General features: G+C 66.0%; 14 protein-coding genes and 1 pseudogene. 7 read left to right on the forward strand and 8 right to left on the reverse strand.

What is annotated here, in order from left to right; all coding sequences use genetic code 11:
- Positions 1-98 precede the first annotated feature (98 nt).
- Positions 99-3881: a multifunctional oxoglutarate decarboxylase/oxoglutarate dehydrogenase thiamine pyrophosphate-binding subunit/dihydrolipoyllysine-residue succinyltransferase subunit gene (locus OHA42_RS36320; protein ID WP_406232726.1), complete on the forward strand. Its 3783-nt coding sequence runs from the start codon at positions 99-101 to the stop codon at positions 3879-3881.
- A gap of 107 nt (positions 3882-3988) precedes the next feature.
- On the opposite strand, the gene OHA42_RS36325 is transcribed toward OHA42_RS36320, so the two are convergent.
- The 4 genes and pseudogenes from OHA42_RS36325 to OHA42_RS36340 all read right to left on the reverse strand — a co-directional run bounded on the left by OHA42_RS36325 (position 3989) and on the right by OHA42_RS36340 (position 7051).
- Positions 3989-4255, reverse strand: coding sequence for a hypothetical protein (locus tag OHA42_RS36325; RefSeq protein ID WP_406232728.1), 267 nt, complete (start codon positions 4253-4255; stop codon positions 3989-3991).
- Between the two features lie 112 nt (positions 4256-4367).
- Positions 4368-4712: a hypothetical protein gene (locus tag OHA42_RS36330; RefSeq protein WP_406232730.1), complete on the reverse strand. Its 345-nt coding sequence runs from the start codon at positions 4710-4712 to the stop codon at positions 4368-4370.
- Positions 4713-4761: 49 nt separating this feature from the next.
- Positions 4762-6397 (reverse strand): annotated as a pseudogene (locus tag OHA42_RS36335) (alkaline phosphatase D family protein).
- 3 nt (positions 6398-6400) lie between these two features.
- Complete coding sequence (locus tag OHA42_RS36340; RefSeq protein WP_406232732.1) at positions 6401-7051, reverse strand: TetR/AcrR family transcriptional regulator; 651 nt, start codon at positions 7049-7051, stop codon at positions 6401-6403.
- Positions 7052-7119: 68 nt separating this feature from the next.
- On the opposite strand from OHA42_RS36340, the gene OHA42_RS36345 reads away from it, so the two are divergent.
- The 4 genes from OHA42_RS36345 (at position 7120) to OHA42_RS36360 (ending at position 12475) form a co-directional block, all read left to right on the forward strand.
- The gene (locus tag OHA42_RS36345; RefSeq protein ID WP_406232734.1) at positions 7120-8658 is read left to right on the forward strand and encodes a flavin-containing monooxygenase; all 1539 of its coding nucleotides are present in this window, start codon (positions 7120-7122) and stop codon (positions 8656-8658) included.
- Positions 8659-8681: 23 nt separating this feature from the next.
- A complete protein-coding gene (locus OHA42_RS36350) occupies positions 8682-9539 on the forward strand; it encodes an SDR family NAD(P)-dependent oxidoreductase (RefSeq protein WP_406239846.1) in 858 nt (285 codons plus the stop codon).
- A gap of 29 nt (positions 9540-9568) precedes the next feature.
- On the forward strand, positions 9569-10501 hold the full coding sequence (locus OHA42_RS36355; RefSeq protein ID WP_406232736.1) for an alpha/beta hydrolase: 933 nt from the start codon (positions 9569-9571) through the stop codon (positions 10499-10501).
- Positions 10502-10681: 180 nt separating this feature from the next.
- Complete coding sequence (locus tag OHA42_RS36360) at positions 10682-12475, forward strand: AMP-dependent synthetase/ligase (protein WP_406232738.1); 1794 nt, start codon at positions 10682-10684, stop codon at positions 12473-12475.
- A gap of 323 nt (positions 12476-12798) precedes the next feature.
- Here OHA42_RS36360 and OHA42_RS36365 read toward each other — a convergent pair whose 3' ends face one another.
- On the reverse strand, positions 12799-13689 hold the full coding sequence (locus OHA42_RS36365) for an alpha/beta fold hydrolase (protein ID WP_406232740.1): 891 nt from the start codon (positions 13687-13689) through the stop codon (positions 12799-12801).
- Between the two features lie 88 nt (positions 13690-13777).
- Between OHA42_RS36365 and OHA42_RS36370 the strand changes: the two genes are divergently transcribed.
- Together OHA42_RS36370 and OHA42_RS36375 are read left to right on the forward strand one after the other, a co-directional pair.
- On the forward strand, positions 13778-14347 hold the full coding sequence (locus OHA42_RS36370) for a CGNR zinc finger domain-containing protein (RefSeq protein WP_406232742.1): 570 nt from the start codon (positions 13778-13780) through the stop codon (positions 14345-14347).
- Positions 14348-14453: 106 nt separating this feature from the next.
- On the forward strand, positions 14454-16181 hold the full coding sequence (locus OHA42_RS36375; protein WP_406232743.1) for a molybdopterin-dependent oxidoreductase: 1728 nt from the start codon (positions 14454-14456) through the stop codon (positions 16179-16181).
- A gap of 223 nt (positions 16182-16404) precedes the next feature.
- On the opposite strand, the gene OHA42_RS36380 is transcribed toward OHA42_RS36375, so the two are convergent.
- The 3 genes from OHA42_RS36380 to OHA42_RS36390 all read right to left on the reverse strand — a co-directional run bounded on the left by OHA42_RS36380 (position 16405) and on the right by OHA42_RS36390 (position 19849).
- Positions 16405-17880 carry a DHA2 family efflux MFS transporter permease subunit gene (locus OHA42_RS36380; protein WP_406232745.1) on the reverse strand — a complete coding sequence of 492 codons (1476 nt, stop codon included), beginning with the start codon at positions 17878-17880 and terminating at the stop codon, positions 16405-16407.
- Positions 17864-18634 carry a PadR family transcriptional regulator gene (locus OHA42_RS36385; protein WP_406232746.1) on the reverse strand — a complete coding sequence of 257 codons (771 nt, stop codon included), beginning with the start codon at positions 18632-18634 and terminating at the stop codon, positions 17864-17866. Before OHA42_RS36385 ends, OHA42_RS36380 begins: the two co-directional genes overlap by 17 nt.
- A 297-nt stretch (positions 18635-18931) precedes the next feature.
- Entirely contained in the window at positions 18932-19849 is a 918-nt protein-coding gene (locus OHA42_RS36390; protein WP_406232747.1) for a glycine betaine ABC transporter substrate-binding protein, read from the reverse strand.
- Positions 19850-19869 lie beyond the last annotated feature (20 nt).

Below are 19869 nucleotides of genomic sequence, written 5' to 3' on the forward strand. Positions count from 1 at the left end.
GGTTTGCTGCTGGGCCTATCCTCAGATAGGGCGCATCGGCGCGCATCCGCTGATCCCCGTGCCGGGCACGTCACAAACGTCGCAGCGCGAAGAACGAAATGAGGCGAACACCTGCTGTGAGCAGCTCAACTTCCCAGTTCGGACAGAACCAGTGGCTAGTCGATGAGATGTATCAGAAGTACAAACAGGATCCATCTTCGGTAGACGAGAGTTGGCACGAGTTCCTCGCTGATTACACCCCCGAAGCCACTGGAGATTCCGGTAACAGCCAGACCGCGGCACCGGCCGCACCCACGCCGTCTGCACAGGCGGCTATGACTTCCGCCACACCCGCGCCCGCCGCAGCTGCACCTGCCCCGGCCGCTCCGGCGCCTGCCGCGCCCGCCCCGGCACCGGCAAAGCCCGCGGCACCGGCCAAAGCCACCGCGCGCACCCCGCAGACCACTCCGGCGCCCACCTCGAACGCGGCGCCCACCTCCGGCGGACCCAAGCCCGCCGCGGCCGCCGACGAATCGAAGGTGCTGCGCGGCGCGGCCGCCGCAGTCGTCAAGAACATGTCCGCCTCGCTGACCATCCCCACGGCGACGAGCGTGCGTGCCATTCCGGCCAAGCTGATGATCGACAACCGTCTGGTCATCAACAACCACCTGGCCCGCACCCGCGGTGGCAAGATCTCGTTCACCCACCTGCTCGGGTACGCGATCGTGCAGGGCGTCAAGGCCTTCCCGAATCTGAACCGGCATTTCGCCGAGATCGACGGCAAGCCGAACGCGATCACCCCGGCGCACACCAACCTCGGTCTCGCCATCGACCTGCCCGGCAAAGACGGCAGCCGCACCCTCGTCGTGGCCGCCATCAAGGGCTGCGAGGAAATGACCTTCGGTCAGTTCCACACCGCCTACGAGGACATCGTCCGCCGGGCCCGTGACGGCAAGCTGACCACCGAGGACTTCACCGGTGTCACCATCTCGCTGACCAACCCCGGCACCATCGGCACCGTGCACTCGGTGCCGCGGCTGATGCCGGGCCAGGGTGCAATCATCGGCGCGGGCGCCATGGAGTACCCGGCCGAGTTCCAGGGCATGAGCGAAGAGCGCATCGCCGATATCGGCATCGGCAAGCTGATGACGCTCACCTCCACCTACGACCACCGCATCATCCAGGGCGCGGAGTCCGGTGATTTCCTGCGCACCATCCACCAGCTGCTGATCAGCGACGAGTTCTACGACGAGATCTTCCACGGCCTCGGCGTGCCCTACGAGCCGGTGCGCTGGCGCAAGGACATCCGCGAGCGCGGCGTCGACAAGAGCTCGCGCGTGCTGGAAATGATTGCGGCCTACCGCAACCGCGGCCACCTGATGGCGGACACCGATCCGCTGCGTCTGGTCAAGGACAAGTTCCGCAGCCACCCCGACCTCGACGTCACCCAGCACGGGCTGACCCTGTGGGACCTGGACCGCACCTTCAACGTGGGCGGCTTCCACGGCCAGGAACAGATGAAGCTGCGCGAGGTGCTCTCGGTACTGCGCGACGCCTACTGCCGCCACGTCGGTGTGGAGTACACCCACATTCTCGACACCGAGCAGCTGCAGTGGATCCAGGAGCGGGTCGAGCAGAAGCACGCGAAGCCGACTGTCGCGCAGCAGAAGTACATCCTGAACCGACTGAATGCGGCGGAGGCCTTCGAGACCTTCCTGCAGACCAAGTACGTCGGCCAGAAGCGCTTCTCGCTGGAAGGCGCCGAGACCGTCATACCGATGATGGACGCGGTCATCGACCAGTGCGCCGAGCACTCGCTCGACGAGGTCATCATCGGCATGCCGCACCGCGGTCGCCTCAACGTGCTCGCCAACATTGTCGGCAAGCCGTATTCGAAGATCTTCACCGAGTTCGAGGGCAACATGAACCCGGCGGGGGCGCACGGCTCCGGCGACGTGAAGTACCACCTCGGCGCGCACGGCACCTACCTGCAGATGTTCGGCGACAACGAGATCGAGGTCTCGCTGACCGCCAACCCGTCGCACCTGGAAGCGGTCGACCCGGTGCTCGAGGGTCTGGTCCGCGCCAAACAGGACATCCTCGACAAGGGCGATGGCCCGGAGGGCTACTCCGTTGTCCCGCTGATGCTGCACGGTGACGCCGCATTCGCCGGTCAGGGCGTGGTCGCCGAGACGCTGAACCTGTCGGGTCTGCGTGGCTACCGCGTCGGCGGCACCATCCACATCGTGGTGAACAACCAGATCGGTTTCACCACGGCGCCGGAGAACAGCCGCTCGACCGAATACTCCACGGACATCGCGAAGTTCATCGGCGCGCCGATCTTCCACGTGAACGGCGACGACCCGGAGGCCTGCGACTGGGTGGCGCGCCTCGCGGTGGACTTCAAGCAGAAGTTCCGCAAGGACGTCGTGATCGACATGATCTGCTACCGGCGTCGCGGCCACAACGAGGGCGACGACCCGTCGATGACCCAGCCGTACATGTACGACGTCATCGACACCAAGCGCTCGGTTCGCAAGGCCTACACCGAGAGCCTGATCGGCCGTGGCGACATCTCCCTCAAAGAGGCCGAAGACGCCCTGCGCGACTACCAGGGTCAGCTGGAGCGAGTCTTCAACGAGGTCCGCGAGCTGGAGAAGTACGTCCCGGAGCCGAGCGAATCGGTCGAGGACGACCAGCAGGTGCCGACCACCGTCGTGACGGCGGTGGACAAGACGGTGCTGCAGCGCATCGGCGATGCCTTCCTCAATGTGCCGGACGGTTTCAACGTGCACCCGCGTGTCAAGCCGGTGCTGGAGAAGCGTCGCGAGATGGCCTACGAGGGCAAGGTCGACTGGGCCTTCGCCGAGCTGATGGCCTTCGGCACGCTGATCGACGAAGGCAAAGCGGTGCGGTTGACCGGTCAGGACTCGCGTCGCGGCACGTTCACCCAGCGGCACTCGGTGATCATCGACCGCAAGACGGCCGACGAGTACACCCCGCTGCACAACATCGGCAGCACCAACCCCGGTTGGTTCGCGGTGCACGATTCGGCGCTGAGCGAGTACGCGGCGGTCGGCTTCGAGTACGGCTACTCGCTGGGCAACTCCAACGCACTTGTGTTGTGGGAGGCGCAGTTCGGTGACTTCGTCAACGGCGCGCAGTCCATCATCGACGAGTTCATCTCCTCCGGTGAGGCCAAGTGGGGTCAGCTGTCGGACGTCGTGCTGCTGCTGCCGCACGGCCACGAGGGCCAGGGTCCCGACCACACCTCCGGTCGGATCGAGCGCTTCCTGCTGCTGTGCGCCGAGGGCTCGATGACTGTCGCCGTGCCGTCCACCCCGGCGAACTACTTCCACCTGCTGCGCCGCCACGCGCTCGACGGCATCCGCCGCCCGCTGATCGTCTTCACCCCGAAGTCGATGCTGCGCAACAAGGCTGTGGTCTCGGACCTGAAGGACTTCACCGAGTCGAAGTTCCACTCGGTGTTCAACGAGCCCACCTACGAGCAGGGCATCGGTGACGGCAACAAGGTCAAGCGAGTCCTGATGACCAGCGGCAAGCTCTACTACGAGCTCGTCGCGGCGAAGGCCAAGGGCAACCGCGAGGACATCGCCATCGTGCGGATCGAGCAGCTCTACCCGCTGCCCAAGTTCCGCCTCAACGAGGCACTCGCGACCTACCCCAATGCGACCGACATCGTGTGGGTCCAGGAGGAACCGGCCAACCAGGGCGCGTGGCCCTTCTTCGGCCTCAACCTCCCCGAGCTCCTCCCCGACCGCTTCACCAAGCTCCGCCGTATCTCGCGCCGCGCCATGTCGGCCCCGTCCTCGGGTTCGAGCAAGGTGCACGCGGTGGAACAGCAGGAAATCATCGACGAGGCCTTCGAGCCCACCAGCTAGTTCGCTAGTTCGTCAATGACCCGATGCCGGGTCGAATCCGCCTCTCCCCAGAGCGATTCGACCCGGCGTTCTGCTTTTCGATACCGCATCTGTGTAGAGCTCTGTGATCAGCTGATCGGATGAGACTCCGAGTTCGGCAAGCACAGTCCGCAGTTCAGCAAGGCACCCGCCATGTCTTCCTCGCTGGCCAGCGTCTCCAGTTCTAGGAATATTCCGGCAATCTTCGGAACCTTCGCAATCGTCGCCGCCATCTCACGACCTGCCGCTGTGAAGCGGTAATTCGCGCAATGCTTGGTGAACGAGATCGACGGCTGATATCCGAGGCTTTGCGATGATCTGCTCCATGGATGCCGGTCGAACTGCGCCAGCCACAACCGCGTTAGGACGGCAGCCGGTGTGCGTTCCAACGAAGGAGCAAGGATTGACTGGGAGGTCGACCAGCTGAGCCAGGTCGGCGCCGACGCGTCAACGGCGACGAAGTTCCGGTCAGTTCCCGGTGGTGATGCCGGTGGCGAATTTGACGACAACTTTCTCGTCGGTGATCTCCTGCACGGTGACGTTGACGCCTTCCGCGGGCTGGGTTTGTCCGGCTGGGATTGTGACCTCCTGACCGGCCACCTTCAGGGTGATCAGATTGCCGTTCACGGCAACGAGTTCGGCGTCGACGCCGAGGACGGTGGCCTTGGCGTGCACGCCGCGGGTGAAGGTGACGGTGCAGCCGCTGACGTTGCAGTCGGACTTGGTGCCCGGCCCTTCGACGGTGCAGGCGGCCACCCCGAGCGAGGCGAGCAGCGCGAAAACGCAGAGGGCGATCAGCCGTCGGAGAAACATGTCGCCGAGTGTAGGGGTACCGAGCAGTCGAGGGTTGCTGCTCGCCGCATCACCGTGGTTGCGGTGGACGGCCTGCGGCGTCGGGTTCAGGGGCATAGCCGGTGGAGATGTCGGGGCGCGATGCCGCAGTGACGCCGGGTACTCGGTCTTGTACAACGAAGCTGGCGCGAGTGTGGATGGGCGCGCCGGGACGTCGGATATAAGGCACGACGCGGAAGTCGTTGCGCCACCATCCCTGATCGAGTTCGACGCGGACATAGCCGCGTTGTGCGTTGAAGAATTTCATGTCGGGATTGGCGGCGAGCAAGTTGTGCCCGGTGGGGTTGATGTCGGCGCCGTCGCCGCCGCTTGTGATCGATGTTCCGGTGAATTCCGATGCGACGACGGGTGATTCGGGATCGGCGTAGTCGCGGCGCAGATCGGCAGCATAGTTGTGGTGCCGGTCGCCGGTGATCACGACGAGGTTGCGCACGCCGCGGTCGGCGGCGGCGCCGAGCACGGTGTTGCGGTCGGCGACGTACCCGTCCCAGGCGTCGGCGCCGAGGTCGGTGCCGGGGCCGGGGTCGTAGTCGGATCGGCTCATCGCCACCTGATTGCCGATGATCTGCCAACGGGCCGTGGAGCCGGAGAACCCGGCTAGCAGCCAATCACGTTGCCGCGCACCGAGTATCGTGCGATCGGCTGCGAGCCGGTCGGCGCAGTCGGCGACGTTCTTGCCGTCGCATGCCTGCCTGCTGCGGTACTGCCGGGTGTCGAGCATGGTGATCTCCGCGAGGTCGCCGAAACCGTAGCGCCGATGCAATCGCATGTTCGGCCCGGCCGGCAGCTGTTCGATCCGTAGCGGCTGGTGCTCGTACATCGCTTGGAAGGCGGCGGCGGAACAGCGCAGGAATGCGATAGATGTCGAGCCCGAGCCCCGGCGCGTCGGCCGCCCAGTTGTTGTCGACCTCGTGGTCGTCCATGGTGACCAGCCAGGGGAACGCGGCGTGCGCGGCACGCAGCGGCTGCTCGGCTTTGGCCTGTGCGTAGCGCAGCCGGTAGCCGGCCAGGTCGACCGCTTCGGCACGGAACTGCGGCTCGACCGTCATGCCCTCGCGGCCACGGTTCCAGCCGCGCTCGTAGATGTAGTCACCGAGATGCACGACCAGATCGAGGTCTTCGGCGCTCATGTGCTCGTAGGCGGTGTAGAAGCCGGAAGTCCACGATTGGCAGGAGGCGAAGGCGAAACGCATGCGTGCGGTGGGCCGGCCGGGCGGCGGTGCGGTGCGAGTCCGGCCGATCGGCGAGATCGCCGATCCCGCGCGAAACCGGTAGAAGTACCAGCGGTCCGGGGCCAATCCATGGACCTCGGGATGCACGGTGTGGGCGAGCGCGCGCGTCGCGACCGCGCTCCCCCGGGCCACCACCTGCTGGAAGTGCTCGTCATGAGCGACTTCGTATTCCACGGTCACCGGAGCAAGTGGCATTCCGCCGAGCCCGTCCGGGGCAAACGGGTCGGGCGCCAACCGGGTCCACAACACCACGCCATCGGAGGTGGGATCTCCCGACGCCACCCCCAAACTGAAAGGGTCCCCCGGCCACCGCGGCGCCCGAAACCGCCCGCTACCGGCCGCCGACGCGCCGACCAGCACCGCAACCGATCCGGCGGTGCCGAATCTCAACAGCTCCCGGCGAGACAGACCCATACGTCAGGGTATATCCGTCACCCTCGACAGCGCGGCGGCAAGAGCGGGGCTGAGCGAAAGTGCAAGGGCCACGAGGGATTCGACCAAGAGGTCCACCAGTTGGTGGCGGGAGATGGGTTCGTCGCGGAGCCAACTGAGGGTGGTTTCCTCGACGAAGGCGATCCAGCCGCGGATGGCCAGGAGCAGGCGGGGGCGGTCTGCGTCGTCGACGGGGACGGGGGCCTCGGTGAGGATGATGCCGACGATGGCGTTGCGGGTTTCCTCTACCAGGGTGACCAGCAGTGGGCTGGTGCTGGCTGGACCGCGCAGCAGCGCGAGGTAGGACGTGCGATTTTCACTGACGTAGGCGATATAGCGGTCGATCGAGTCGCGCAGCATGTCGAACGTGCCGAGCGAGCGGTCGGGAGCGACGCGTTCGAGCAGTTCGGCATTTGCGTGGTGCACGATCGCCAACTGGAAATCCTGTTTGGTCGGGAAGTAGTGGAACAGCAGGCCGCGGGAGATGCCCGCCTGTTCGGCGATCTCGGTGATGGAGATGTCTTCGATAGCTCGTTCGCCAAGCATCTTGGCACCCAAGGTAATCAACTGCGTGCGGCGCTCGTCCGGGCTGAGCCGGGTGCGCTTCACGGTCTCTCCGGTGCCTTTGGTACTCACACGGCCATCTTACTGAACGACAGTCAATACTGTTGACTCATGCTCAATAAGACCGTAGTCTCGTCTATATGAGTCGCAAGGTTACAGACAAAGCTGTCGCCAACCGCCCCGTCCGTCACGTCAAGACGATCATCATCGGCAGTGGATTCGCCGGCCTCGGCCTGGCCATTCGCTTGAGCCAGCAGGGCCGCACCGATTACCTGGTGCTGGAACGCGGCAGCGATGTCGGTGGCACCTGGCGCGACAATACCTACCCGGGCGCCGCCTGCGACGTGCCTTCACACCTGTACTCGTACTCCTTCGCGCTCAACCCGAACTGGTCGCGCTCGTTCTCCAGGCAGGGCGAGATCCAGCAGTACATCCAGGGCGTCGCCAAGAAGTACAACGTGCTCGACAAGCACCTCTTCGACTGCGATGTCACCTCAGCGCGCTGGAACACCGGCACCAACCGGTGGGAGGTCGAGTCCGCGAAGGGCAGCTTCACCGCGGACACCGTGGTCTCCGCGGTCGGCGCACTGTGCGAGCCCGCGCTGCCGGACATCAAGGGCATCAACAACTTCAAGGGCGAGATCTTCCACTCCGCCCGCTGGAACCACGACGCAGACCTGACCGGCAAGCGTGTCGCGATCATCGGCACGGGCGCCTCGTCCATCCAGATCGTGCCGTCCATCGCGGCCCAGGTCGCTCACCTCGACGTCTACCAGCGCACCGCGCCGTGGCTGCTGCCCCGCATGGACCGGCCGTACACGCTGCCGGAACGTCTGGCCTTCAAGCACATCCCCGGCTTCCAGCGCCTCTCGCGCGCGGCCATCTACGCGGCCCGCGAGACCCAGGTCGTCGGCCTGGCCAAGGTTCCCGCGCTGATGCAGGCGTTCGAGCTGATTGCGAGGGCCAAGCTGAAGCTCGAGATCCGCGATCCCGAGTTGCGCGCCAAGGTGACACCGAACTTCCGGATCGGCTGCAAGCGCATGCTGATCTCCAACGAGTACTATCCCGCGCTCGGCCGCGACAACGTGGACGTGGTCACCGACGGCATCGCCGAGGTGCGCGAGAATTCGATCGTCACCAAGGACGGCACCGAGCGCGAGATCGACGCCCTCATCGTGGCGACCGGCTTCCATGTCACCGATTCCCCTGCCTACAACACCATCGCAGGCAAGGACGGGCGCACCCTTTCGGAAGTGTTCGACGAAATCGGCCAGCAGGGCTACAAGGGCTCGTCCATCGCCAACTTCCCGAACATGTTCTTCCTGCTCGGACCGAACGTCGGTCTCGGCCACACCTCGATGGTGTTCATGATCGAATCGCAGATCAACTACATCGCCGACGCGCTGGCCACGGTGGACCGGCTGGGCCTGCGGACTGTCGAGGTGCGCCGCGCCGCGCAGGACACATACAACGCAGAACTGAAGAACAAGCTGGAAGGCAGCGTGTGGAATACCGGCGGCTGCTCCAGCTGGTACCTGGACAAGCATGGCAACAACACCACGCTGTGGCCCGACTTCACTTTCGAATTCCGCAGGCTGACAAGAACATTCGATGTCACTGCCTATGAAACGACAAGCGACAATTCCCGAAACGATCTGAAAGTGGTGACTGCACAGTGAATACAGCATCGCGCAGCGATTCGATGAGGGGTGGCGGCCGGGAAACGGGTGGGCGCAATGACGCTTACTTCAAGGACAAGGTCTGTGTCATCACCGGTGCCGGCTCCGGCATCGGCCGCGCGCTCGCGGAGAACCTCGCCGGGCGCGGCGCCAAGCTCGCGCTGTCGGACATCGACACCGAGGGCCTCGCCGAAACGGTGCGCCGCTGCGAAGCGCTCGGCGCCGAGGTGAAGTCGGACCGGATCAATGTGGCCGAGCGCGAGGCCGTGCTGCTCTACGCCGACGCCGTACAGGCGCACTTCGGCAAGGTCAACCAGGTCTACAACAACGCGGGCATCGCCTACCACGGCGAGGTGATCCGTTCGGAGTTCAAGGACATCGAACGCATCATGGACGTCGACTTCTGGGGTGTCGTCAACGGCACCAAGGCGTTCCTGCCGATGCTGATCGAGTCCGGCGCGGGCCATGTCGTCAACGTGTCCAGCCTGTTCGGCCTGATCGCGGTGCCCGGCCAGAGTGCTTACAACGCAGCAAAATTCGCGGTGCGCGGGTTCACCGAGTCGCTGCGCCAGGAGATGCTGGTCGGCAGGCACCCGGTGCAGGTGACCTGCGTGCATCCCGGCGGCATCCAGACCGCGGTGGCCCGCAACGCCACCTACGCCGAGGGCATCGACGGCAAGAACGCCGCATCGATGTTCGACAAGAAGCTGGCGATGCACACCCCGGAGATGGCCGCGCAGACCATCACCGAGGGCGTGCGCAAGGGGCACGGCCGGGTGCTGATCGGTTGGGAGGCGAAGGCGCTCGACCTGTTCGTCCGTGTCACCGCCTCCGGTTACCAGCGCATCGCCGCCGTGGTGAATCGCCGGTTCCAGCTCTGATCACGAGAAGGCACAGTCGAGGAAACACCATGCGCGACATCAACCTTCCGCTGCCCGTCGCACGGGCGATGCTGCGGCCGATCTTCCGAGTGACGCTGAACGAGCGGATGCCGTGGCGGTGGCAACGCCTGTTACTTGATGTCGGTTCCCGTGCGCAGCTGCTGCCCGCGGGAACTGCCGTGCGCAAACTGCGCCTCGGCGGCAGGCCCGCCGAGCAGATCTCGGCAGGTTCGCAATCTCCGCGCGGCGCGACGGCGCGGGGCGCGATCCTCTACCTGCACGGCGGCGGCTACGCGGTCGGTTCGCTCGCGACGCACCGTTCGCTCGCCGCCCGACTTGCACACGAAACCGGCTGCACCGTCTACGTTCTCGACTACCGGCTGGCGCCGGAACACCCGTTCCCCGCCGGGCTCGACGACGCCGAGTTGGCGTTCCTCGAGCTGGTCGAGAGCGTGGGCTACCGTCCCGACAATATCGCCCTCGCCGGTGATTCGGCAGGCGGCGGGTTGTCGCTTGCCACGGCGCAGCGCCTGCTCGCCCAGCACGGGCACACGCCCGCCGCGCTCGGACTGATCGCGCCATGGGCCGATCCGAACCAGATCCCCGAGCGCCACCGCGATCTGGTGATCAACAAGCCGTGGTCGCGGGCGTGCGCTGCCGCCTATCTCGGCAACGGCGATTCGACAGACCCCGGTTACGCCCCGCTGACCGGCGAGCTGCGCGGCCTGCCGCCGACGTATGTGCAGGTCGACACGAGCGAGCTGCTGTACAGCCAATGCACCGAGTTGGTCGCCGCACTGCGGGCCGCAGGCGTGCAGGTGCGGTTCGCCGAGACGCAGGGACTGTGGCACGTCGCGCAGTTGCAGGCCGCGCTCGTCGCGCCTGCCGCGGCGGTGCTGACCGAACTGGCCGAATTTCTGCGCGAAGCGATCCAACCGGCGTCCGCTCGCGACCTAGGATAAGCAGCCGCCTCGTCGTCCCCGGCCCACGCAAAGCCGAGGACGGGCCGAGTCCGGCTGCGTACGATTAAGGCCTCGATCGGCCGCCATTTTCGAGCCGGATCACTTTTCGGTGGTCGAGGGAATGGCCCGGTCTCAGGTGTCGTAGATTACTGGCGAGTAAAACCACGTGGAAGGGCACTGATGCGAGAGTTCGAAGTCCCGGCTTCCTACACCATTCCGGAAGACGCGAACAATTCCGATAACGTCTTCCGGCACGCCGAGCAGTCGCCGGGCGCGGTGCTCTTCAACATTCCGAACGGCAACGGCGGATTCGCCGATGTGACCGCCGCGGAATTCGCGAAGACCGTCACCAGCGTCGCCAAGGGCTTCATCGCCTCGGGTATCGAACTCGGTGACCGCGTCGCCATCATGGCCCCGACCCGCTACGAGTGGGCCGTGCTCGACTTCGCCATCTGGGCTGCCGGTGGCTGCACCGTCGCCATCTATGACAGCTCCGCGCCCGAGCAGGCCAAGTGGATCCTGCAGGACTCCGCCACCAAGCTGCTGGTGGTCGACAGCGACAAGCACCGCGCAGTCATCGACGAGATCGACGCGGGCGCGCTGACCGATCTGAAGGAAACTCTGCAGATCGACAAGGGCGGAATCGAGGAGCTCACCACCCGCGGCGCCGACCTGGACGACGAGGCGGTGCACGCGCGCCGCGCACAGGTCAACGCGGCCTCGCCCGCGACCCTGATCTACACCTCCGGCACCACCGGTCGCCCCAAGGGCGTCATGCTCTCGCACTCGAATCTCTACGCCGAGTCGAAGTCCGACCGTATCGCGCTGAGCAAGTACGTCACCGCGGGCAAGAAGACGCTGATGTTCCTGCCGCTCGCGCATGTCTTCGCACGCGGCGTCACGCTGGCTGCCTTCGACGCCAAGGTCATCGTCGCCTTCACCTCCGACTGGTCCACCCTGGTCGACCAGTTCGGCAGCTACCGCCCGCACTTCATCCTCGCGGTGCCGCGCGTGTTCGAGAAGGTGTTCAACAGCGCGAAGCAGAAGGCGCACGACGGCGGCAAGGGCAAGATCTTCGACGCGGCCGCCGAGACCGCCATCGCCTGGAGCGAGTCGCTCGACAACGGTGGCCCCGGCCTGGTGCTGAAGCTCAAGCACACGCTGTTCGACAAGCTCGTCTACAGCAAGCTGCGCGTCGCGCTCGGCGGACAGTGTGAGGCCGCGGTATCCGGCGGTGGACCGCTGGGCGCACGTCTGGGCCACTTCTTCCGTGGCGTCGGCGTCACCATTTACGAGGGCTACGGGCTCACCGAGACCACCGCGGCCGTCACCGTGAACACTCCGGAGAACATCCGGGTCGGCACCGTCGGCAAGCCGACCGAGGGCCACGCTGTCAAGATCGCCGAGGACGGCGAGCTGCTGCTGCGCGGTTCGGTGGTGTTCAACGGCTACTGGGGCAATGCCACGGCCACCGAGGAAGCGTTCGCCGACGGCTGGTTCAAGACCGGCGACCTCGGCGCGATCGATGCCGACGGCTACGTCACCATCACCGGCCGCAAGAAGGAAATCATCGTCACCGCGGGCGGCAAGAACGTCTCCCCCGGGCTGATGGAGGATTCGCTGCGGGCGCATCCGCTGATCAGCCAGGTGATGGTCGTCGGTGACGGCCAGCCGTTCATCGGCGCGCTGATCACTCTCGATCCGGAGGCGCTTCCGGGCTGGAAGGAACGCCACAACCTGCCCGCGGACACCCCGATCGAGAAGCTGATCGAGAACGCCGAGCTGGTCGCGGAGGTCGATGCCGCGATCGCCGACACCAACAAGAAGGTGTCGCACGCCGAGGCGATCAAGAAGATCCGCATCCTGCCCGTCGACTGGACCCAGGAGACCGGCGAACTGACCCCGAAGATGTCGCTCAAGCGCGCGGTGGTCATGAAGCAGTACGCCTCCGAGGTGGAGAAGATCTACAGCTGAGGTAGTTCCAGAGGAAGCGTGGCCCGCGACAGGTACCTGTCGCGGGCCACGCTTTTTATGCGGCGTCAGTGGTGTGGCGGCCGGCTGGAGTCGAACGCCTCGGTGGCCTTGTCGAGCGGCACCGAGACAGCCGCGCCGAGACACCGATCGCGACGGTGAGATAGGCCGGGTGTGTGAGCTGCTCGCGGAGCGCTGCCGTGGCGCTGCCGGACGCGTTGGGCCGGGCGGCAGCGTCTTTCGCCTAGGGCGTGTCTCCCCCTTGGTTTGTCGTCGAGGTCGACGCGTGAGTGGAGGACGTCCGAGAAGGACGGTGTCCACCGATCTCACCGATCGGGAGACACGCTGTAGTCGGGGAGCTTGTCGAGGAAGTCGGCGATCAGCGGCGCGATGTCACCCAAGTGCGTTTCCAACGCGAAGTGACCGGTGTCGAAGAGGTGCAACTCGGCATCCGGGAGATCGGCGAGGTAGGCGTGCGCCCCGGGAGCGGGAAAGAAGGGGTCGTTCGCGCCCCACGCGATCAGGGCCGGTGGGGTGTACTTGCGCAGCCAAGCCTGCCATTCCGGATAGGCGGCGACGTTGGACTTGTAGTCGAAGGCCAGGGCAACCTGTGCGGCCTTGCGGCCGGGCAGGTCGAGGAAGTGCTGATCGAGGGTCCAGGACTCCGGCGAGATCACGGTGGGGTCGGCGACGCCGTGCTCGTACTGGCCGCGGGTGCCCTCCAGCGTGAGCAAGCCGCGAATGGTGTCCTCGGCCCCCGCCTGCGCCGGTGTCAATGCGGTGAATTCCTTTGCGCCATCGGACAAACCTGCCTCGTAGGCATTGCCGTTCTGCACCACGAGGCCCGCGATCCACTCCGGGTGGCGGGTAGCGATGCGGAAGCCGACGGGAGCGCCGAAGTCGAAGACATACATCGCGAAGCGGCGCAGGCCGAGGCGTTCGACGAAGCCCTCCACCACGTCGGCGAGCCGATCGAAGGTGTACTCGAAATCGGCTGGGGAGACGGTGTTGCCGAAACCGGGGTAGTCGGGGGCGATCAGCCGGTATCGGCTGCCGAGCACGTCGATCAGCCTGCGGAACTGGTGCGAGGCCGAGGGAAAGCCGTGCAGCAGCAACAGCACCGGCGCGTCGGCGTGGTCCGGGATCGACTCCCGGTAGAAGACCTGGACTCCGGCGACATCGGTGCTGCGGTACTCGACTCGAGGCAAGGCGTTCATCTTTTCACATGCTTTCTTGATGAGATGTTGCATTAGTTTTAGCCCAAGGCGGACTAATGTGTCAACCCATGGGAGTAGCATTAGAACTATGAGCGATTCCACCCCGCTGATCGGCGAGCCGCTGGCACTGGACTTGGTCAACACCGCACCGGACGGGCCGGACCTGCTCGGCACGGCGGAGCAGCTGGCGAAATGGCTTGCACGGCAAGCAGATCGGTTGCACGGCGTCGGGATCGAGCAGCCGACCGCGACCGACCTGAATGCCGTCCGCGCAGTCCGCGACGACACTGCCGCCGCGCTGGAGGCCATATTGGCGGGGCAGCAACCGCCCACCACCGCCCTGCGTGGATTGGAAAAAGCCCAGGCCGCAGCGCCGCTCATCCGAGAGCTGACCTGGAACGGCGACGCCGTGGTCGCGACCGCTCGCCGCGACGGCCCACTCGGCGCTGCCGCCGCGGCGGCGCTGGCCGAGTCCGCCATCGACCTGCTCACCGACCCATCGATCGACAAACTCAAGCGCTGCGAAGCCGACGACTGCGTGCTGCTGTTCCTGCCCACCCACCCCCGTCGGCGCTGGTGTTCGGCACAGCGATGCGGCAATCGGGTGCGTGTCGCCCGCTACTACCAGCGGCACAAGCCTGAGGGCTCGGCGAACTGAATCCACTCGGGCCTCGCGAAACACCGGGTGTACAACGGCACGGCGGGCCGGGATACGTCACCGAGTGGTCATACTTTTGTCGTAAATCCGGCAGTAGGCTCGCTTCATGGCCGACCTGCGGGTACAGCGTGTAATGGCGGGGATCGTTTCGGCCGGGCTGGCACTCGGCGTCGCCGAATTGCTCGCCGCCTTCATGGGTCCCGAACGCGCACCGCTGGCCGCCCTCGGCAACACCGTCGTCGACCACACTCCCGATGGCCTGCGCGAATGGGCGATCTCCACCTTCGGAACCAACGACAAGACGGTGCTGTACCTCTGCATGGCGGCAGTCGCGATCATGGTCGCCGCAGGCGCGGGCGCGATCGAGCGCACCACCCGGGCCGCAGGCTCCATCCTGCTTGCCCTCTTCGGTCTCCTTGCCGCCGTAATCGCCGCCGATCGCACCGGCCTCGCGGGCGCTATTCCCACCGTAATCGGCATCGCCGCAGGCATTTACGCATTGCGAGCGCTGACCTGGCGCATCGACGAGGCCGCCGAATCTATGGCCCCCGAATCTTCCTCCGCCGCCATCGGCGCCTCCGGCCGCACCCCGGGCGCCGGTAGCCCCACCAGTTCGGCAGATCCCGCCTCAACCGCGCAAAATGATCATGCCGCAACACAATCCACAGATCTCTCGGTCGCAGCTACTCCGCCCGGACCCACCGTGCGGTCGGTGCAAGCGCGCACAGACGATGCCGGACGCACCGGGCTGGGTGCAGCGACGACCCCGGAGCGGCGGCAGGTATTGCGCGGGCTTGCCATGACCGGCGGGCTGGCGGTGCTCGCCGGAGTGGGTGGGCGGTTGCTCGGTGCTCAGCGGCACGACGTTTCGGGTGAGCGGGCCGGGGTGCAATTGCCGGAGCCGATCGAGCCGCAGGCGCCGCTCGCGCCAGGTGTGGATCTGCGCTTGCCGGGGCTGACACCGTATGTGACGTCGAATACCGACTTCTACCGCATCGACACCGCGCTGATCGTTCCACAGGTGTCCATCGATGATTGGTCGCTGCGCATCCACGGCATGGTGGATCGCGAAATCCACATCACCTGGGCCGATCTTGCGAATCGGACGGCTGTCGAAAGCCTGGTGACCTTGGCCTGCGTCTCGAATCCGGTCGGTGGCGATCTGATCGGCAATGCCCGCTGGCGCGGTTACCGCCTCGACGCGCTACTCGCCGAGGCGGGCCCGCATCCCGATGCCGACATGGTGCTCTCGCACAGCATCGACGGCTTCACCGCGGGCAGCCCGCTTGCCGTCCTCACCGACGGCCGCGATGCCCTGCTCGCGGTCGGCATGAACGGCGAACCACTACCGGTCGCGCACGGCTATCCGGCCCGGCTCGTGGTGCCCGGCCTCTACGGCTACGTCTCCGCCACCAAATGGGTCACCGAACTCGAGGTCACCCGATTCGACCGCGCCACCGCCTACTGGACCCGCCGCGGCTGGTCGGCCTACGGCCCGATCAAAACCGAGTCTCGCATCGACACCCCGCGATCCCGAGCCCGCATCAAGGCGGGCCCCACCCCGATTGCCGGCGTCGCCTGGGCCCAGCACCGCGGCATTAGAGCCGTGGAGCTCCAAATCGACAACGGCGACTGGCAACCCGCCCGCCTGTCCACCGAACAGTCCATCGACACCTGGCGCCAATGGGTCTACGACTGGAACGCCATCCCCGGCACCCACACCCTCCGCGCCCGCGCCACCGATGGCACCGGCGAAACCCAAACCGCCGATCGCCGCGACGTAGTCCCCGACGGCGCCACCGGCTACCCCACCATCACTGTCCAGGTGAGCTGATCCGACAAACGCTGCCGTTGAGCACCACGATTACGCCTCCCCGATCCGAGCGCGCTTTCCGTCGGCGTGCCACTGCCGACCTCATGCCCAGTTGACGCCAGGCGGGCCTCAAACGACTATCGACCTGCCGATTCGAATGTCGATCGACTGGGATCGACTTACTGGGCTCGCGCGCTGACATAGCGGTGCCCCGTGAGCGAATTGCTCACGGGGCACACGCAAATCAGGCCGCGACGGTGTCGGCTTCGACGGGTGCAGACTCGGGGCCTGCGGTGGCGCCGTCACCGTGGCGGATGAACAGCGCCGAGGCGATGACGCCGATCAGCAGGATGCCCGCGGGGAGCAGGACGGATTGGCCGAGTGCGGTGCTGAAGGCGTCCTTGACCATCTCGGGGACCGGGCCGCCGGCCCCCTCGGTGACCTTGCCGCCGTGCAGGCCGTTGGCGGTCATCCGCGCGGCGATCAGAGCGCTGATCGCGGCGCTGCCGAGCACCGAGCCCACCTGGCGGGTGGTATTATAGACGCCCGCGCCCGCGCCCGCCAACTGCACCGGCAGGTTGTGGGTCGCGGTCGAGGCCAGGGGCGCCCAGATGCAGGCGTTGGCGACGCCTGCGAGTGCGGCCGACAGCAGGAACCACACGATCGACGAGTGCGGTGTCATGACGGCCGCGAACCAGAAGACCGAGGCCGCGAAACCGATGAAGCCGATGGTCGGCACAATGCGCGGATGGAACCTGTCGGAGTACTTGCCGATCACTGGCGCGAAGATACCGGTGACGATGGCCATCGGCGCAAACACCAAGGCGGACCTGGTCGGTGACATCTCGCGCACCGCCTGCAAGTAGAAGTACAACGGCACCATCATCGAGGTGACCGCGGCGCCCATCGAGGCGATGGCCAGGTTGGACAGCCCGAAGTTACGGTCGCGGAACAGGCGCAACGGCAGCAGCGGCTCACCGGTATTGCGCGCCTGGTTCACCAAGAAGGCCACCAGCACGACCACACCGGCACCGATCATCAGCCAGATCCGCAACGACCAGTCGTAGGTATTGCCCTCCTGGATTCCGAACACCAGCAGGAACAGACCGACTCCACTGAGCAGCACGCCGGGAATGTCGAACTTGTGCTGGTTCGTCGGCAGCGCGGGCACCAGCCAGACCGCCAGCGCAAAGGCGACGATGCCGACCGGGACGTTGACGATGAAGATCCACTCCCAGCCGAGGCCGTCGACCAGCACGCCACCGAGGATCGGACCGACGAGAGTAGCGAGTCCGGCCACGCCGCCCCACAGGCCCATGGCCGCGCCGCGCTTGTCCGGTGGGAAGGTCCTGGTGATCACGGCCATGGTCTGGGGCGTCATCAGCGCGGCGCCGAGGCCCTGCACGGCGCGCGCGGCGATCAGCATGGTGATGGTTCCGGACAGACCGCACCACAGCGACGCGGCGGTGAAGACCGCGAGTCCGATGAGATACATGTTCTTGGGGCCGTATCGATCACCGAGACGGCCGGTGACCAACAGCGGCACCGCGTAGGTGAGCAGGTAGGCACTGGTGACCCAGATGACCTGGGAGATATCGGCGCCGAGGTCGACCATGATGGCCGGGTTGGCGACCGCGACGATCGTCATGTCCAGCAGGATCATGAAGAAGCCGACGACGAGCGCGAAGAGCGCCAGCCACGGATTACGTTGGGTGGACATGTTTTTCGTTCCTATCTCGGAAGTCTCTGGACGACGAACCTTCGATGAAATGACTGGTTCGCGACGGGCTCGTCCGCGCCGCGGGCAGCGGCACCGGTGGCAGGGCGGCTTCCACGGTTTCAGCGCCTTCGGACCAGGCGTGCTGATGGTCGGAGATCCGGGCACCGGTCGCCGGATCGAATTCCTCCCATTCCATCTCACCGCTGTCGAGCTCGGCGGTGAGGTCGTTGACCCAGGCGATCTCGGCGGCGACGGTGGCGCGCAGGTACGGGAGCACGATCCAATAGCGGCGCGGCACCGCGTTCATGCCTGCCCATCGGCCGATCATCTCGATGTCGGCCAGGTCGTGTTCCAGGTGCTCCACGCGCTCCCGCAGCAGCGCGAGCACGTCCGCCTTCGGCAGGTTGTGCGCCTCCGCGAGCGCGACGGGGAACATCGGATATTCCGGTGCGGGATTGCGCAGAATCTCGGTGATCCTGGTGCGCAACGCCGTTCGGCCGCTATCGCTGATTCGATAGGTGGTTCGCTCCGGTCGATTACCCGCTCGGTCGACGCCCTCCGCCGACACCAGTTCCTGATCGGCCAGCCGCGCGACCGTGTGATAGAGCGAGCCAGGCCGCACCTTCACCAGCCGGTCTTCGCGGCGGGCGATCAGCAATTGGTACATCTCGTAGGGATGCATGGGCCGCTCTTCGAGCAGTGCGAGCACGGCGATTGCCAGGGGCGTCACCGCGGAGCGCGCCTGCTGACCCATCCGGTTACCTCCTACTGATCCTCGAGACCACGCACGGTAGCCGCAGCTACCGACATGCTCCCCAGTGCAATATTCCACATGGAATATACGGCGCGGAACAGCACGGTCGCAAGACGCTTCGGTCGATCGGAAATGTGATCGGCGACATAGCGGATACGGCGACAGTGATCACTGAACGCGATGATCTCCGACCAAGCCGAACCACGTGGTCCGGTGCGGGTGTCCGCTCCGAGTGGGCGGCAATAGTCGAGCGGCGGCAATCCACCGAACGCGATCCGGGAGCTACCCGGACGGAAATTACAGAGCGTGGCTATCGAGCCAGTCGCGCGCCACATCGGCGGGGACCGCACCATCGCGGATCCGGCCGATCATGACGACGAGGTCATCGGTGGTCAGCTCGCCCGCAACGTAGTTCAGCTTCCGGATCTGACGGTCGCCGAGCTCGCCCTTGCGGTACACGGCCAGCACATTCTCCGCGCGAAGTGCGTAGTCGTCGTCGGAAAGGACAGCCAGGCCGTCGGTCGCTCCAGGAACGAGTGCGGGCGGCCCGCCCAGGATTCCGGCCTGGACCTCGCCGTCCAGCAAGGCTTTTCGCAGAGCGGCGGCGTCGGGGAACAGCTTGGTCCGGGCGAAGCCGCAGCCCGAAACTCGCAGCGTATCGGTGGACGCGCGCAACACCTCCGGCACCGGAGCCACTCCGACCTCGAGTTCGCCGCAGCGGGCCGCGAGATCGCCGATCGACCGGACTCGATCGCGGGTCGCCGCCGCCTCGGTCAGCAGCATTCGCGGTCGCATGTCCGTGCCGTCGGCAGGATCCGACACCGCGAGCCCCTCGGGCAGCGACGCGTTCACCGCCTTGGGCACCGACGGTTCGGGCACCCCGTCGGTCGCCACCTCGGTGGCATCCGCCGGCTTGCGCGCCTTCGAATTGGCATCGAGAAATGCGAGCAACTCGCCGGTGTGTTCACCGACCACCGTGACGGTGCCCGCGTCCAATGCGGCGAAATAGTCGGCGCGATTGCCGAGATGCGGTGCGACGGAGGTGGACACACCGGTACGGGAGAGCGCTCCGGAATAGATTTGCGCAAGCAGATTTGATTCCATCGAATCGCCCGCGCCGACCACTATTGTGAGGCCCTGGTCATCGTTTCCACAGGAAACGGCCAGCGTGACGGCCGCAACGACCAAACCCCGAGCCAGCACTCGCCTCGACACGGCCAGCAACATCCGGCGAC

The sequence above is a fragment of the Nocardia sp. NBC_01009 genome, from assembly GCF_045208035.1.
Lineage (GTDB): Bacteria > Actinomycetota > Actinomycetes > Mycobacteriales > Mycobacteriaceae > Nocardia.

Bases quoted from the DNA above. Each gene is read 5' to 3' on its own strand.
- OHA42_RS36320 (WP_406232726.1), top strand. From the start codon at position 99: ATGAGGCGAACACCTGCTGTGAGCAGCTCAACTTCCCAGTTCGGACAG.
- OHA42_RS36330 (WP_406232730.1), bottom strand. From the start codon at position 4,712: ATGTTTCTCCGACGGCTGATCGCCCTCTGCGTTTTCGCGCTGCTCGCC.
- OHA42_RS36345 (WP_406232734.1), top strand. From the start codon at position 7,120: ATGAGTCGCAAGGTTACAGACAAAGCTGTCGCCAACCGCCCCGTCCGT.
- OHA42_RS36350 (WP_406239846.1), top strand. From the start codon at position 8,682: ATGAGGGGTGGCGGCCGGGAAACGGGTGGGCGCAATGACGCTTACTTC.
- OHA42_RS36355 (WP_406232736.1), top strand. From the start codon at position 9,569: ATGCGCGACATCAACCTTCCGCTGCCCGTCGCACGGGCGATGCTGCGG.
- OHA42_RS36360 (WP_406232738.1), top strand. From the start codon at position 10,682: ATGCGAGAGTTCGAAGTCCCGGCTTCCTACACCATTCCGGAAGACGCG.
- OHA42_RS36365 (WP_406232740.1), bottom strand. From the start codon at position 13,689: ATGAACGCCTTGCCTCGAGTCGAGTACCGCAGCACCGATGTCGCCGGA.
- OHA42_RS36370 (WP_406232742.1), top strand. From the start codon at position 13,778: ATGAGCGATTCCACCCCGCTGATCGGCGAGCCGCTGGCACTGGACTTG.
- OHA42_RS36375 (WP_406232743.1), top strand. From the start codon at position 14,454: ATGGCCGACCTGCGGGTACAGCGTGTAATGGCGGGGATCGTTTCGGCC.
- OHA42_RS36380 (WP_406232745.1), bottom strand. From the start codon at position 17,880: ATGTCCACCCAACGTAATCCGTGGCTGGCGCTCTTCGCGCTCGTCGTC.
- OHA42_RS36385 (WP_406232746.1), bottom strand. From the start codon at position 18,634: ATGGGTCAGCAGGCGCGCTCCGCGGTGACGCCCCTGGCAATCGCCGTG.